Origin of the sequence: Acinetobacter guerrae, assembly GCF_009372255.1 — a bacterium.
GTDB classification, from domain to species: Bacteria; Pseudomonadota; Gammaproteobacteria; order Pseudomonadales; family Moraxellaceae; genus Acinetobacter; species Acinetobacter guerrae.
Window position 1 is genome coordinate 39,120 of record NZ_LXGN01000056.1, and the last position, 14,790, is coordinate 53,909.

Consider the following 14,790-nt stretch of genomic DNA (forward strand, 5'->3'; position numbering starts at 1 on the left):
GGACAAAGAGAAATTTTCTGGGGACAATATGACGACTTTATTGCCAAAATATCGATTTAAACAGCGCCAGCTCGCCCTGCTAGTATCGCTTGCATTATATGCAGGTTCGTTATGGGCAGATACAGCAGCGGCCTCAATTAATATACCGGCCCAATCATTGGATACCGCTTTGCAACAACTGGCACAGCAAAGTGGCGTACAGATTTTATTTGTTAGTGATTTGGTCAAAGGTCAGCAAAGTTTAAAATTACAGGGTCAGTTGACGCTTGAGCAGGCATCGCAACGACTTTTGCAACATACAAATTTGCAGTTAAAACCTTTGGGAGAGGGGCGATATTCGATTATCAAAATATCATCGGATGATTCACGTCCAGTCACGCCTATGCCAAAGCTAGTTTCGGGTGCAAAAGGTGAATCTGCGACTAGCCTGCCCCTAATTAGTTTACAGGCACAGCAAGCAGGTACGACCGATGGTACAAACTCCTATACTACGCGCAGTATGAGTACGGCCACTAAAATGAATCTGTCCATGCGGGAAACCCCGCAAGCTGTTACTGTCATCACCAGTCAACGTATTCAGGATCAAAACTTGGCGACGGTTAACGATGTAGTGCAGGCTGCTCCAGGGCTGACTTTCAGACGTTTCGGACCAGAGCGTGCTTCCTTTTACGCGCGTGGCATGTATGTGGACAATCTAATGTTCGATGGTCTTCCAGTGAGTCTAGATAGTTCCAATCTATCACAAGACTTACTTGCCACTGATATGGCGATCTATGACCGTGTGGAGATCGTGCGTGGTGCCACTGGATTAGTACAGGGGGCTGGTAATCCTTCGGCTGCCATCAACTTGGTACGCAAGCGGCCAACTGATGTGCCACAAGTATCGATCGACTTGAGCGCTGGTAGCTGGGATCGCTATCGAGCAGAATTAGATGCCTCTGGTCCTTTATCTAAAGATGGTAGTCTGCGAGGTCGTACAGTGATCGCTGCTCAGGATTATGAGAGCTATAAGCGAGGCGAAAGCAGCAACGGCCAGACATACTATGGGATTTTGGAAAAGGATTTAAATGCGTCTACCACACTCACGCTCAGCGCACTGCATCAGGAGAGCCGTTTACATGGCAATGGTTTTACTGGACTTCCAGTAGCACGAGACGGCAGTGATCTGGGACTGCCTCGGTCTACCTCTTATGCCAATGACTGGGAACATTGGAACAAGACGACCACTTCGGCTTTTGTAGGTCTAAATCATCTATTTGACAACGACTGGCGGATGCACATCTCAGCCTATTACGCGCAGGCTGATGTTGACATGCTAGGTCATTATCTTAGCTATAGCTTCAACACAGGGAATTATACTCAGCTAGGTGCACGAAATTCCCATCAGGAAAAACAAAGTAGTGTAGATCTGTACGCCAATGGCCCTTTTGAACTATTGGGCCGTAATCACGAGTTAGTGCTAGGTGCCAGTTACCGTAACATTGATTTTGACGGCAATAGCCGCCAAGGCGTGGTTCTCAACAGCAACCTCAATCTATACAACTTTGACTCGAGCGCCGTTGCAAATCCTAATATTCCTTTACGAGACTGGATGGATGCAAAGATCAGTCAGCAAAGTGTATACGCCACAACACGCCTAAATTTAGCTGATCGACTAAAGCTGATATTAGGTGGACGTTTGGACTGGTTTGATTATAAAGACACGGTTAATACCTATCCAAACTTTGCCTCGAACACGCCATCCGTCAGTACTCATAACCGCTATAACGTCAGCCACCAGTTAACGAAGTATGCAGGATTAGTCTATGACCTGAATAACCAGCACTCGATCTATGTGAGCTATACCGATATCTTTAAGCCTCAAAATTATCTGGATGCTAGCAGCAAGCTATTAGATCCAGTGACTGGCAAAAACTACGAAATGGGTATCAAGGGTGAATATTTTGAGGGTGCACTGAATGCATCAGCAGCTGTGTTCCGAATGGATCAAGAAAATCGTGCCTTTCGTAGTACTGACCAGACTCAATGTGCTGGATATCCAACGGTTATCTGTTATTCGGCTGCTGGTGAGGTGCGGAGCGAGGGCGCGGAATTCGAGATACAGGGTGCCGTTACCCCCAATTGGCAGGTGGGTGCTGGCTACACGATCGCTATTGCTCGTTACCGAAAGGATGCGACGGCTAGTAATGTGGGAGCGCTTTTCGACACTGACACCCCACGACACCTATTTAAGCTGTCTACGATGTATCGGTTACCCGGCGAACTTCAGCATTGGCGTATTGGTGGCTCGGTTTATCGTCAGGGACCAATCTACAACAAGGGTACTGCGAGCGGCGTGCCGTTCTATATTAGCCAAAGCGCTTATACTGTGGCCGATCTGATTTTGGGCTGGCAAGCCACACCGAAGCTAGATCTACGCCTCAATGTCAATAACCTTTTCGACAAAAAGTACTATAATGCCTTGTCTGGCAGTGTGGGTTTCCCTAGTAATGTCTATGGCGAACCGCGCAATGTAACGTTGTCAGCAAAATATAATTTTTGACTTTAACCACGGCGCTAGTACCAGTTTACAGTCAGATGCTACAACATGAATTAGGCAGCGGGATCAGTTCTATGATCATGCTGACATACAATGTTATTGGCTTAACACTGCGGTATAGATTTTCGTTTATTAATAAAGAAGGCTTGCATCATGCAGCCTTCTTTATTTCATAACCGAGTATTAAAAATCGGCCTGTAATACAATCCGATAACGTGCCTGACCTGAATGCAAACGTTCTATTGCATCATTGAGTTTGGACATAGGATAAAGCTCAATTAGCGGTGCAATATTTTTACGTGCAGCAAATTTTAATAACTGACGCAGTGCAGCAGGGGAGCCAGTAGGTGATCCTGTAATTGACTTTGCACCACCAATCAGTGTGCCGACAGGAACTGGAACAGGTTCTAAAACCAAGCCAAGAAAATGAACTGTTCCATTTGGAGCCAATGTATTTAAATATGCATTCCAGTTCAGTGTCACATTCACGGTACTGAGTAATAAATCAAACTTACCACGTTGTGCTTTTAGTGCAGCATTATCACGGCTATTGACCACATGATCTGCGCCCATTGCTTTAAGTTCATCCGCCTTATCTGGATGAGAGGTAAATGCGGTAATTTCGCAGCCCCATGCTTTAAGCAGTTTAATCGCCATATGACCTAAGCCACCGATTCCAATCACGGCAACATGGTGAATAGCTTGAATCTGATGTTTCAAAATCGGATCAAACACGGTGATTCCGCCACAGAGTAACGGCCCTGCGCTAGTCGGATCTAGATCATCGGGCAATGGAATAACCCATTGCCAACCAGCACGAACTTTATCGGCAAAACCGCCTGCATGACCGACAATAGTCGCGGTATGTTCGCCAGTACACAACACTTGCTGACCACTTATACATTGATCACAAGATTGACAGCTTTCCGCTGTCCAACCTAAGCCAACCCGTTGTCCGACTTTTAAGCCTTTGGCTTCACTGCCAAATTGAGTAATGGTTCCAATGACTTCATGTCCTGCGATAACAGGATACTGAGATGATTGCCATTCATTGTTGATGACTGAAATATCGGAATGACATAAACCACAATATTCAACTTTGATTTCCACTTGATGTGGTTGTAATTCACCTGCATCAAATTGATAGGGAACTAGTGGCTCGCCTGCCTGCATTGCTGCATAGGCACGGATTATATTACTACTCATTGCAGTATGCCCTTATATAAATTTTATGATCGAAAAGAACAGTGATTTTCATGGTCATTGACCATTCCAACTGCCTGCATGAATGCATAACAAGTCGTTGGCCCTACAAATTTGAAACCTTGTTTCTTTAAACGTTTAGACAGTTCAAGGCTTAATTCAGTTTTTGCAGGTGCTTCACGATAATTGACTACATCATTGATGATAGGCTGCTGTTGTACAGTATTCCAAAGCCATTGCGACATATTATGTCCCTGACTTTTTAGGTTCTGCCATGCAATCGCATTATCACGAATAGCTTTTAGTTTACCGATATGACGAATTAAACCTGTATCACTGAGTTTATGTTCAAGTTGTAGATCTGTGAGTTTGGCAATATCTTCAATCGGATATTGGAAAAAATGCTGACGATAGCTTTCACGTTTTTTAAGTACTGTAATCCATGAAAGACCCGCTTGCTGTCCTTCCAGACAAAGCATTTCAAAAAGTCGGGCTTCATCAAATTCTGGTTTTCCCCACTCTAGGTCATGATAAGAGATATACAGGGGATCATTTGAACACCAACCGCAACGATGGGCAGTCATATGCTGCTCCTTTATTTTGATCTGTTAGTTTATTGAAAATGCTTTCCACTGGTCAGTGGAGGTATCCCAATAATATAGCTCGGCTTGAGCTAGGTCTTCAAATTTGATCCAAAAATCTTGACCAGATTTATCTGCATAGCCTGTGCTAATGAGTAGGGCATCTTCAGAAATTTCCATAATCCAGCCCTGATAGCTTTGTTGATTCAAACAGATTTTTTGTTGATTCCCTGACTCGGCAAATTCAACCAGTCGATTGATCAAAGCTTCAGACATAATTTATTTTCCTAACGTAAATATGGATAAGGGTTGACGGCACCACGTCCTTTTCCAGACAGATAAATACCATAATGTAAATGCGATGCAGTATATCGAGCATTTCCTGTATTGCCGACATAACCAATAAGGTCACCTTTTTTGATGTAATCTCCAACGGCAAGACCACGTTTATGCCCATCTAAATGCGCATAATAATGCCATGAACCTGCTGGCCCCAAAATCCAGATCACCTTGCCACCCAGATTATTATTGCGCAAATCTGCAATCAATCCATCTGTCGCACTATAAACTTTTGTTCCACGTGGAGCCATAATGTCGATTCCTTCATGGCGGCGACCCTGACTACGCGCTGAACCCCAAGTATCAGTCAATTGATTTGCTTTTATCCCTTTAACGGGGATAGGTAAATGTGTACTTAAACTTTGCATTTGTAATTGGGAAACGCGATTTGCTGGCAAAGGCTGCGATTTTTTTGGCGCTGTGGTACAGGCAGCAAGCAAGCTTAAAACAAAGCCTAGAATGAGATAGGGGAGATAGCGAGACACAGGTTCTCCATTATTTTTATGATCACGATCTGCACTATGTCATGGATCGATAGCTGAGATCAATTTTTTCATGGCAGTGGGAATCCCTCTTGCAGTTGCTTGTTCAGGGCTTAACCAATGACCTCTTAATTCTGTAATAAGATGTTCTTGCTGATCTGGTTCCACGTGAAACATCTGTATATTCAGTAGCCATGTGAAGTGAGTGAAACTATGGGAAATCTGTATCTGACTTGAAATAGGCGTCAGGTCAAATTGTGAGCGCCATTCTAATAATATTTTTTTGTCTTCAATAATAGGTAAGCACCATAACCCACCCCATAAACCGTGTGAATCGCGCTGCTGCCAAAGCCATTGTCCATTTGATTGAATCAGAACAACATCCGCAGTTTTAACAGGAACTGCTTTTTTAGGTTTCTTAAATGGTAGCTCATTTTCCAAACCTTGCTGATGCGCTTTACAGTGTTGCTGCATGGGGCAATATAGACATAATGGTTTTTTAGGCGTACAGATGGTTGCGCCCAGATCCATAATCGCCTGTGTGTAATCATGATTGCGTTCTATTGGGCAAAGCTGCTCAGCTATTTGCCATAATGCACGTTCATGAATAGGCTTGGAGAGATCATCTTCTATGGCAAAAAACCGCGATAAGACGCGTTTGACATTGCCATCCAAAATCACGCCATATTGGCGCAGTCCCAAAGACATAAGCGCGCCGCCAGTCGAACGACCAATCCCAGATAGTGCCATCCATTGTTCAAGATTTTGTGGGAAGTGTCCATTTTGGTGTACTTGTATCGCAGCTTTATGCAAATTACGCGCACGGGCATAATAGCCCAGTCCTGCCCAATACGGAGCGACATCTTCCCATGTGGCTGTACCTAAGTCATCCACTGTGGGGAAGCGTGCAATAAAACGATCAAAATATTGGAGTACGGTTTTGACTTGTGTCTGCTGCAACATAATTTCAGAGACCCAAACTTTGTAAGGATCATCTGCAATTTGCCACGGCAAGTCATGACGACCATGTTGATCGAACCAGTCCAGTAGGGCATCAGAAAACGAAAAATCAGACATGAACACAGAGAGCAAAAACAGGAACAGCAGTATAACTAAATTGTTCTTAGCAAGCCATTTACACCATTTTTAAAGCAAAAAAAGATGATCCGAAGATCATCTTTTGAATCAAGAAAAGGATTAGGCCTGAACAATACCCCAACGATTATCTAGTTTAAGTTCTTGCCCTTGATAACGTGGAATAATGTGAATATGTAAATGTTCAGCACTTTTACCAAACACTTCACCATCATTAAAGGCGATATGAAAACCATCGGGCTGATGACGTAAATGAAGTTCATTACGCGCCAACTCAATCAAAGAAATCAAGCTTTTGCGTTCTTTATCGGTTACGTCAAAAAAAGAACTGACATGACGCAAAGGAATGATCACCGAATGTCCTTTAGAAAGAGGATGAGCTTCGGGCAGGATGGCGCCAAATTCATTTTGATGAATCACATCATATTCATCAAATTCACAATAAGGGCAATGTTTTTCAGTCATGATTCATCCTCTCTTTTCCATCTTAAATCTATATGTACATGATATAGCGCAGTTGTGCAGTAGATTTTATAAAGTTCTTTCAAGTAGTCCATACATTGCGTTCAGACTTTGCTGTTCTGCTTGTGGATTGTAACCTAAATCAACACCATTAGTTTTAGCGCGTTCATCTGCTAATGGATTACTAAAGCCATGCTTAGCATTTTCTAAAATAATCACTTCATAATTCACATCAGCATGATCCATTTCAGCTTTAAATTTGCTGACATCATCCAGTGTCACCATACTGTCTTGTTCACCATGCAAGACTAAAACTTCAGCTTGAATCTTGCCTTTCTCAGCAGATGCTTTTGGAGTCAATGTACCATGAAATGAAGCTACCGCTTTTAAAGCTGCGCCAGAACGTGCCAAATCCAATACAACTTTACCGCCATAACAAAAACCAATTGCAGCAAGTTGGTCTGAATTGACCTCAGGCTGTTCAGCCAAAGTCTCCAAACCCGCAGTTGCACGAGTTACAATCGTTTCAGAATCCTGAAAAGTTTGTGTCATCCATTCATTGGCTTGTGATGCTGTAGTCGTAACTTTTTTGTCACCATACATATCAATTGCCAATGCAGCATAGCCATGTTCAGCCAACTCGCGGGCGCGTTGTTCAGTATATTCGGTTCTTCCCCACCATTCAGGTGCTACAATTACGCCCGCTACAGGTGTTTCACTTACTGGCGTAGCAAAATAACCAATCAGGTTTGAGCCATCTTTTGCAGTATAGTGAATTTCACGTGTTTTGATGGTAGATGTCATGCGTTAAATCCTGATATCAAGCTGAAATTGAAAATAATTAAATCATAAAAAATGTGGTGATATGCATATTCAGTGTAATCAATTCATGCATAAATGTGAGAATTTATGTAGGGAAGGACAATCTCTGTTCAGTAAATAAAAAAGCCAGAAACAAAACCCCGCTTAAATATAAATCTAATCGGGGTTTGTTTTTCATTTCAAAAGGACCTTTGATCCTTTTTTTGAATAGAACTTACGCTAAATCATTGATTTGCGTGGAGCCTAAGCTCGACCTCGCGAAATAAAACCGATAATGGCCAAAATCACCGCAACCACCAATAAAATCACTGCAAAGTCTTTGGATAAGCCTGCAACTCCACCAAAACCTAATAAGCTTGCAATCAATGCAATCACAGCAAAGATAATCGCCCAACGAAACATAGTTCTAATCTCCTTATATTTATCGTTCCTTAAATATAAGTCTGATCATCGAAAAGCTATGTGTTGTTTATGTGTGCAATCTGTATATTGTCTTTTATATTCAATTAATTGTGTTACATAAACTATGTAAAGGATGCACATTAGAAACAGTGTTATAATGTGTATTCGCTGCTGGGTCTCCTGCTTTATGAACACTGAAACACGTCCATTTTTCTGGAAACATTATTCACTTAACCAACTCAATCAGGCAGAGTGGGAAGCTTTGTGTGATGGATGCGGATTATGTTGTTTGATTAAACTTGAAGATGAAGACAGTGCCGAAATCGCTTATACCAAAGTGGCGTGTAAATTACTCGATTGTCAGACAGCACGTTGTTCCAATTATTCTCATCGACATCAGTTCGTTCCAGATTGTATTCAACTCACACCTGAGAAGTTACAAACGATTCGTTGGTTGCCTTCAAGTTGTGCTTATCGACGTTTAAATGAAGGAAAAAACTTACCTTCATGGCATTATTTAAATACAGGTTCACGTCAGAGTGTCATCAAAGCTCGTAAATCAGCGGCGGGGCGTTGTCTTTCCGAAGTCGATGTGTCAGAGGACGATATTGAAGATTATATCGTCCGCTGGATTCGATAAAAAACGAAAACTTAGTGCAAATGTGACAACTGATTTTGCTGTTGTTCGCGACGTTCGAGTTGTGACTTTTTAATAATGCTCCAACCTGCACTGAGTCCTAAAAATGCCATAAATAGTGCCACAATCAAATCAGGCAATACACTCTGTGTACCAAATACGCCTAATGCAGCAATCATCACCGCAATATTACCAATGGCATCATTACGACTACATAACCAAACAGATTGCATGTTGGCATCGCCATCACGAAAAGCAAATAGCACCACTGCACTGATGATATTCGCGATTAGTGCCATTACCCCAATAATTCCCATGGTGATTGCTTCAGGTGGAACACCATGTAAATAAGACCAGACAACTTTTCCTAAAATAATCACTGCAAACAAACTCATGGTTAAACCTTTAATGAGTGCGACCGTAGCACGCCAGTAAAGACTTAAACCCAGTGCCAGTAATGAAATCAGATAATTAATCGAGTCTCCAAAAAAATCTAGCGCATCTGCCCAGAGGGAAGCAGAACCTGCCTGCATTCCTCCAAATACTTCAATTAAGAACATTCCAAGATTTAAGATCAATGCAATCCACAAGGCAATTTTAAACTTGTTGCTTTTGACTTTAGGCATTTCTTCATGATCACAGTTACAGCAGGCCATTGGCAACTTCCTTCTCTTTCGATAAGCTCATTAGAAAGTCTGGAGTCACTCTAGGGTCAAGTCTTATGATGAAATATTTGATTGGTGAATTAGCAAAAAAATCTCAGGTTTCTGTAGATACGATTCGCTTTTATGAGAAACGTGGCTTATTGACACCACCACAACGTGCAGAAAATAACTATCGCTATTATGATGATGAGGCATTAGACCAACTGATTTTTATTCGGCATTGTCGCGAACTAGGCATGTCTTTACATGAAATTGAAGAACTCAATGAATTACGCAAGCAACCTGAACTACAATGTAATGTTGTAGATCAAGCGATTGAAGAACATCTTGGGCATATTAATTATAAAATCCAACAATTTGAGAAATTTAAACTACAACTAGAACAATTACGTGCTCGTTGCCAGTCCACCAGTAATATCGACAATTGCAAAATTATTGAAACGCTCAAACAGCACGATATATAAAACCTTTTTGAAATATAAAGTAATTATTTGAAATATAAACTAAAACAAAAATACATTTTTCGAATATTTATTTCTGACTCGGTCTTTAAGATACAAATAGAACAGAGAATAAAGTGAGGATCATCGAGATGACGACGCAATTTGCCACGTCGCTACTTTGTAGCAGTTTAATGTTATTGACGGCTTGTGGTTCTAACAATAGCCATTCACAAGAACTACAGCAAACATCTAATCATGCGCAAGCCGTAAGTCAAACGACAGGTGTTAATCAGACCTTTAAAACACAAGAAATTGCTAGATTTAAGGAGCCGTGGGCATTGGCTCAGCTTAATGATGGACGCTTGCTGATCACGGAACGTCAGGGTGCAGTTAAAATTTTTGATCCAACAACCAAACAAGTCCTGAATGTTTCAGGTGTTCCCAAAGTTCGCTATGGAGGGCAAGGTGGGTTAGGTGATGTCATTCTACATCCTCAATTTTCGCAAAACCATTGGATTTATTTGAGTTATGCTGAATCTGGTGAAGGTGGACAAGGCGCTGCGGTGGTACGTGCTCAACTGGATTTAAGCGCACCGAATCAGCCCAAGCTTACTCACTTACAAAAAATTTGGCAGCAGACACATAAGGTTTCGGGACAAGGACATTATGGTCATCGTTTAGCTTTTGATCGCGAGGGTAAACTCTGGATTAGCTCTGGTGAACGGCAGAAATTTGATCCTGCGCAGGACATGCAGTCCAATCTGGGTAAAATCGTGCGTTTAAATGACGATGGAAGTCCTGCGGCGGGAAATCCATTTGCAGGTCAGGGTGGCGTCGCCGCGCAAATTTGGTCATTAGGTCATCGTAATCCTTTGGGGATGGCATTTGATGAAAATGGTCAGCTCTGGGTGGTGGAAATGGGGCCAAAAGGGGGCGATGAACTTAATCGGATTGTCAAAGGTGCGAATTATGGATATCCCGTCGTTTCCAATGGCGATCATTATTCAGGTTTGCCAATACCTGACCATGACACCCGACCTGAATTTAAGGCACCTGAGATTAGTTGGACACCTGTCATTTCACCATCAAGTATGATCATTTATCGGGGAGATCAATTCCCTGCGTGGAAAGACAAAGCCTTAATTGGTGGATTATCTTCAGAATCAATCACTGTGGTGGATTTGAAATCGCAACCTGTACAGGAAGTTCAACGTTTGAACATGAAGCAACGAATTCGTGGACTTTTACAAGCGCAAGATGGTTTAATCTGGGTCATCGAAGATGGTTCAAATGCCAGACTGCTGAAGCTAAGTGCCGATTAAATTTTTAATTAAAATAGAGAAATAATGATGTTGTCGTTGTTAAAGAGAGAGACCTGTTCAAGAAAGCCATCATGGTCTAAGAAATCATTATGGATGGTTGGACTGTTTGTATGTAGTTCAACACCTTATGCAAAAGATCTGACAGAGCAACAAGTTAAAGCGATTATTGATCAGCAGTTTAAACCACTCTTGGCACAGCACAATATTCCTGGACTTGCTGTGGGTGTAACTTTAAATGGAAAACATTATTTTGTTAATTATGGCGTGTCATCTACACAAACACAGCAAGCGGTCAGTTCACATACATTATTTGAATTGGGTTCGGTGAGTAAGACCTTTAATGCAACTTTAGCGGGTTACGCACAGGCAAAAGGGTTACTTTCTTTTTCAGATCATCCAGCACAATATTTTCCAGAGTTAAAAAATACAGCGGTTAATCAAGCGACTTTACTCAATCTGGGGACGTATACCGCAGGCGGTTTTCCGCTTCAGTTTCCAGATCAAATCGTAAAACAACAGGACATGTTGAAATATTTCCAGACATGGCAGCCAAAATATCAAATTGGTACACAGCGTCAATACTCCAATCCGAGCATTGGGCTAATGGGGTATGTGACTGCTTTGGCGATGAAAAAACCTTATAGCCAATTACTCGAGAAAACACTTTTTCCAGGATTGGGTCTCAACGAGAGTTTTATTGATGTCCCCCAACAGCAGATGACTCAATATGCATGGGGATATAAAGGACAGCAAGCCCTACGCGTTTCTGCGGGTATGTTCGGTGCAGAAGCTTATGGCGTGAAAAGTAGCAGCGCAGATATGTTGAAATTTCTCGATGCACAAATTAATCCACAACAACTCAAACAACCGTTACGTAAAGCGATTGAAAATACCCATGTGGGTTATTTTAAAGTAGGGGTTATGACGCAAGGTTTAGGTTGGGAGCAATATTCTTATCCAATAAAACTGGATACTTTGCTAGAGGGCAATTCCAACCAAATGGCATTTGAAAGTCATCCAGTCAGCGCAATTAAACAACCAAAAATTGCTTCATCAGCTACTTTCTTTAATAAAACGGGTGCTACCAATGGTTTTGGGGCTTATGTTGCGTTTATTCCACAGCAGAAAATTGGCATTGTGATGTTGGCCAATACAAATTTTCCAAATGAGGTACGCATTCGTGCGAGCTATCATGTGCTTGAGCAGCTTTTGAAACCGCATTAATTTGCATCTAATGATCACTGTGTACAGATTCAAATTGTAGATTTGATCTAGACACAATAGACTACAGTAAAAGATTACAAAGCTATTGATGATGTCAGATACGCATATTCCACTTCCTGAACGATTACGTCCACGTGATTTATCCGAAATTATTGGGCAGGATCATTTGCTAGGTCAACATGCGCCGTTGCGTCAAATGATCGATCAGGGACATTTGCCTTCGATTATCTTTTGGGGACCGCCAGGCGTGGGTAAAACCACCATTGCGTTGTTACTGGCGCAAGCAGTGGATCGTCCTTTTGTGAGTTTATCTGCGCTCAATACGGGTGTAAAAGAACTGCGGGAAATCATCGCGGAAAGTGGTGATTTACTCACACCTGTTGTGTTTATCGATGAAATTCACCGTTTCAATAAATCGCAGCAGGATGCATTACTAAATGCCGTTGAAAAAGGCAAAATTACGCTCATCGGGGCAACAACTGAAAACCCTTCGTTTGAAGTAAATAGCGCTTTATTGTCACGCTGTCAGGTCTATACGCTCAATTCGCTGGATCAAGATGCGATTCAAACTTTGCTCAATAAAGCCATTCAAACCGATCCTTTTTTAAAAGAACGACATATCCAGATTGAAGAATACGATGCCTTGATTCAATTTGCTGCGGGAGATGCTCGCAAAGCGCTGAATTTAATTGATCTGATTGCAAGTACCTTTGAAGCTGATCAAGAAAATAGTGTAACCAATGCCGTCACGGTCAAAGTCGCGCAGCAAAATATTGCGCGTTATGACAAATCGGGCGAGCAACATTACGATATTATCTCGGCGTTTATTAAATCTATTCGTGGTAGTGACCCCGATGCGACGCTGTACTGGATGGCAAGAATGCTAAAAGGCGGCGAGGATCCAGTCTTTATTGCGAGACGAATGCTGATTGCAGCTTCAGAAGATATAGGAAACTCTAATCCGAATGCTTTGTTATTGGCAGGTGAATGCTTCCGTTCAGTTCAGGCGGTAGGCATGCCCGAAGCGCGAATTATATTGGGTCAAACAGCGGTGTATTTGGCGACAAGCCCGAAAAGTAATAGCACCTATTTAGCGATTAATCGTGCTTTAGAACTTGCAGAGAAAACGGCAAACTTACCTGTTCCATTACATTTAAGAAATGCACCAACTAAACTTATGAAACAGCAGGGTTATGGTGTGGATTATCTCTATCCACACAATTATCCAGAGCATTTCATATTGCAGGAATATTTACCACCTGAATTAAAAGGGGTAAAACTCTACGAGTCGGCACGAAATAAACGTGAAGTTGAGGGCGAACGCTTGCAACAACGTCGTTGGCAGCAGGAACAACAGCAGCAATAAGCTGCTGTTTATTCTAGTTCTTCATTGACCTGTCCATAAATTAATAGAGTAAATACCCCAGTACCGCCAATAATATTGCCCAGTGTTGTCGGTAATAAAAATTGAAAAATATATTCTGAAAACGTCGCATGTCCTTTAAATACCCAATATGCCATTTCCGCAGAGCCAACAATAACATGCGTAAAACCGCCTAATGCCATGAGGTAGGTAATAAAGAAAATAAGCAGAAATTTATTATTGGCTGAAGGTAAAATCCAGACCAGTGAGGCAATCAAAATACCAGCGGGAATTCCTTTTATAATATTTTCAGATACACTAAAAGTCGCAACATGATGTGCTAATTTATCAAAAGATTGCATCAAATCTGCATCAAACAGATGCGGATTAAGTAAAAAAAGTGCGGCCAGTGCAGTTCCGATGAGATTGGAAATAAACACGATTCCCCATAGGCGAAACACAGCTTTTAATTTTTTAAGACTAAAATTTTTAAATAAAGGAACGACTGTTGCAATGGTATTTTCCGTAAAAAGTTGCATATGTCCTAAAATAACCAGAACAAAACCCACGGTATAGCCCATATTTTCAATCAAAAAAGCCCACTTAGCATCGGGCAAATAAGCATTGAGCAGAGATTTAAAAACAAATGAAAAACTGATGACGATGCCTGCTGTGATACCCGAGAAAATCAGGGCTTTGGTTGGGCGTTCAAGTTCTTCTACTCCATTTTTACGAATAATTTCATAAACCAGTCGAGGCGAAAGTTTTTCATGCTCCTCAATCGCCATTTTTTCACGCCAAGTGAGGGTATTATCAGTCTCTTTTTCCTGTTCTTTTTTTTCTTCACTCATTATTTACACTCCTCAATTTTAAAGCCGTAGCAATTTGCTTCTATTGTTATCATCATAAATGTCTATATTTTCTTTTTAAAAAATAAATGTCTATGAATCCAGATGATTAGATCAGCTTTTGTGTGTGTTTTTTATAACGATTCAGGAATTATTTATGATTTTTGATGACTTGTTTTTGAGTCAAATGCAGATTTTTTTACAAGAATTGCTACTAAATTATATGAATAAATTCAGATAATTAATAAATCTTATCGTAGATAAGCGCTGTTGACGGTTAGTCAGCTTTGATTAGATAGGAAATTCATTTAGCCAGAAAATTTGGGGTTTAAAAGCATTCACAAGATATGAGGGTTTATGAAA

General features: G+C 41.4%; 16 protein-coding genes. 6 read left to right on the plus strand and 10 right to left on the minus strand.

The window, feature by feature from the left end; translation table 11 throughout:
* Positions 1 to 157: 157 nt before the first annotated feature.
* A complete protein-coding gene (locus tag A7A69_RS13535) occupies positions 158 to 2,542 on the plus strand; it encodes a TonB-dependent siderophore receptor (RefSeq protein ID WP_206669012.1) in 2,385 nt (794 codons plus the stop codon).
* Positions 2,543 to 2,722: 180 nt separating this feature from the next.
* Here A7A69_RS13535 and ahr read toward each other — a convergent pair whose 3' ends face one another.
* The 8 genes from ahr to A7A69_RS13575 form a co-directional block, all read right to left on the minus strand.
* The gene (ahr, locus tag A7A69_RS13540) at positions 2,723 to 3,745 is read right to left on the minus strand and encodes an NADPH-dependent aldehyde reductase Ahr (RefSeq protein ID WP_152878107.1); all 1,023 of its coding nucleotides are present in this window, start codon (positions 3,743 to 3,745) and stop codon (positions 2,723 to 2,725) included.
* A 23-nt stretch (positions 3,746 to 3,768) separates the two neighbouring features.
* The gene (locus tag A7A69_RS13545; RefSeq protein ID WP_120369939.1) at positions 3,769 to 4,326 is read right to left on the minus strand and encodes a DNA-3-methyladenine glycosylase I; all 558 of its coding nucleotides are present in this window, start codon (positions 4,324 to 4,326) and stop codon (positions 3,769 to 3,771) included.
* A 24-nt stretch (positions 4,327 to 4,350) separates the two neighbouring features.
* Positions 4,351 to 4,599 (minus strand): hypothetical protein, encoded by a 249-nt coding sequence (locus A7A69_RS13550; protein ID WP_120369938.1) that lies wholly within the window; start codon positions 4,597 to 4,599, stop codon positions 4,351 to 4,353.
* 11 nt (positions 4,600 to 4,610) lie between these two features.
* Positions 4,611 to 5,147 (minus strand): M23 family metallopeptidase, encoded by a 537-nt coding sequence (locus A7A69_RS13555; RefSeq protein ID WP_151979785.1) that lies wholly within the window; start codon positions 5,145 to 5,147, stop codon positions 4,611 to 4,613.
* A 39-nt stretch (positions 5,148 to 5,186) separates the two neighbouring features.
* On the minus strand, positions 5,187 to 6,221 hold the full coding sequence (gene mutY, locus A7A69_RS13560) for an A/G-specific adenine glycosylase (RefSeq protein ID WP_120369936.1): 1,035 nt from the start codon (positions 6,219 to 6,221) through the stop codon (positions 5,187 to 5,189).
* 120 nt (positions 6,222 to 6,341) lie between these two features.
* Entirely contained in the window at positions 6,342 to 6,704 is a 363-nt protein-coding gene (locus A7A69_RS13565; RefSeq protein ID WP_120369935.1) for an HIT family protein, read from the minus strand.
* A gap of 66 nt (positions 6,705 to 6,770) precedes the next feature.
* Positions 6,771 to 7,505 (minus strand): dienelactone hydrolase family protein, encoded by a 735-nt coding sequence (locus tag A7A69_RS13570; RefSeq protein ID WP_152878109.1) that lies wholly within the window; start codon positions 7,503 to 7,505, stop codon positions 6,771 to 6,773.
* A 261-nt stretch (positions 7,506 to 7,766) separates the two neighbouring features.
* Complete coding sequence (locus A7A69_RS13575; protein WP_004986102.1) at positions 7,767 to 7,925, minus strand: DUF1328 domain-containing protein; 159 nt, start codon at positions 7,923 to 7,925, stop codon at positions 7,767 to 7,769.
* Positions 7,926 to 8,112: 187 nt separating this feature from the next.
* On the opposite strand from A7A69_RS13575, the gene A7A69_RS13580 reads away from it, so the two are divergent.
* On the plus strand, positions 8,113 to 8,565 hold the full coding sequence (locus A7A69_RS13580; protein WP_120369933.1) for a YcgN family cysteine cluster protein: 453 nt from the start codon (positions 8,113 to 8,115) through the stop codon (positions 8,563 to 8,565).
* Positions 8,566 to 8,576: 11 nt separating this feature from the next.
* On the opposite strand, the gene A7A69_RS13585 is transcribed toward A7A69_RS13580, so the two are convergent.
* Positions 8,577 to 9,218: a cation efflux transmembrane domain-containing protein gene (locus tag A7A69_RS13585; RefSeq protein ID WP_120369932.1), complete on the minus strand. Its 642-nt coding sequence runs from the start codon at positions 9,216 to 9,218 to the stop codon at positions 8,577 to 8,579.
* Positions 9,219 to 9,283: 65 nt separating this feature from the next.
* On the opposite strand from A7A69_RS13585, the gene A7A69_RS13590 reads away from it, so the two are divergent.
* The 4 genes from A7A69_RS13590 (at position 9,284) to A7A69_RS13605 (ending at position 13,582) form a co-directional block, all read left to right on the plus strand.
* Positions 9,284 to 9,691: a Cd(II)/Pb(II)-responsive transcriptional regulator gene (locus tag A7A69_RS13590; RefSeq protein WP_120369931.1), complete on the plus strand. Its 408-nt coding sequence runs from the start codon at positions 9,284 to 9,286 to the stop codon at positions 9,689 to 9,691.
* A 128-nt stretch (positions 9,692 to 9,819) separates the two neighbouring features.
* The gene (locus A7A69_RS13595) at positions 9,820 to 10,992 is read left to right on the plus strand and encodes a PQQ-dependent sugar dehydrogenase (protein WP_152878111.1); all 1,173 of its coding nucleotides are present in this window, start codon (positions 9,820 to 9,822) and stop codon (positions 10,990 to 10,992) included.
* Positions 10,993 to 11,085: 93 nt separating this feature from the next.
* Positions 11,086 to 12,216: a class C beta-lactamase gene (gene ampC, locus A7A69_RS13600; RefSeq protein WP_241675266.1), complete on the plus strand. Its 1,131-nt coding sequence runs from the start codon at positions 11,086 to 11,088 to the stop codon at positions 12,214 to 12,216.
* Positions 12,217 to 12,307: 91 nt separating this feature from the next.
* Positions 12,308 to 13,582, plus strand: coding sequence for a replication-associated recombination protein A (locus A7A69_RS13605; protein WP_120369928.1), 1,275 nt, complete (start codon positions 12,308 to 12,310; stop codon positions 13,580 to 13,582).
* 8 nt (positions 13,583 to 13,590) lie between these two features.
* On the opposite strand, the gene A7A69_RS13610 is transcribed toward A7A69_RS13605, so the two are convergent.
* The gene (locus A7A69_RS13610; protein ID WP_151979790.1) at positions 13,591 to 14,430 is read right to left on the minus strand and encodes a formate/nitrite transporter family protein; all 840 of its coding nucleotides are present in this window, start codon (positions 14,428 to 14,430) and stop codon (positions 13,591 to 13,593) included.
* Between the last annotated feature and the right edge of the window lie 360 nt (positions 14,431 to 14,790).

Coding starts and splice junctions, on each gene's coding strand:
- A7A69_RS13590 (WP_120369931.1), top strand. CDS start 9,284: ATGATGAAATATTTGATTGGTGAATTAGCAAAAAAATCTCAGGTTTCT.
- A7A69_RS13580 (WP_120369933.1), top strand. CDS start 8,113: ATGAACACTGAAACACGTCCATTTTTCTGGAAACATTATTCACTTAAC.
- A7A69_RS13545 (WP_120369939.1), bottom strand. CDS start 4,326: ATGACTGCCCATCGTTGCGGTTGGTGTTCAAATGATCCCCTGTATATC.
- A7A69_RS13605 (WP_120369928.1), top strand. CDS start 12,308: ATGTCAGATACGCATATTCCACTTCCTGAACGATTACGTCCACGTGAT.
- A7A69_RS13550 (WP_120369938.1), bottom strand. CDS start 4,599: ATGTCTGAAGCTTTGATCAATCGACTGGTTGAATTTGCCGAGTCAGGG.
- mutY (WP_120369936.1), bottom strand. CDS start 6,221: ATGTCTGATTTTTCGTTTTCTGATGCCCTACTGGACTGGTTCGATCAA.
- A7A69_RS13610 (WP_151979790.1), bottom strand. CDS start 14,430: ATGAGTGAAGAAAAAAAAGAACAGGAAAAAGAGACTGATAATACCCTC.
- A7A69_RS13595 (WP_152878111.1), top strand. CDS start 9,820: ATGACGACGCAATTTGCCACGTCGCTACTTTGTAGCAGTTTAATGTTA.
- A7A69_RS13585 (WP_120369932.1), bottom strand. CDS start 9,218: ATGGCCTGCTGTAACTGTGATCATGAAGAAATGCCTAAAGTCAAAAGC.
- A7A69_RS13575 (WP_004986102.1), bottom strand. CDS start 7,925: ATGTTTCGTTGGGCGATTATCTTTGCTGTGATTGCATTGATTGCAAGC.
- A7A69_RS13570 (WP_152878109.1), bottom strand. CDS start 7,505: ATGACATCTACCATCAAAACACGTGAAATTCACTATACTGCAAAAGAT.
- ahr (WP_152878107.1), bottom strand. CDS start 3,745: ATGAGTAGTAATATAATCCGTGCCTATGCAGCAATGCAGGCAGGCGAG.
- ampC (WP_241675266.1), top strand. CDS start 11,086: ATGGTTGGACTGTTTGTATGTAGTTCAACACCTTATGCAAAAGATCTG.
- A7A69_RS13565 (WP_120369935.1), bottom strand. CDS start 6,704: ATGACTGAAAAACATTGCCCTTATTGTGAATTTGATGAATATGATGTG.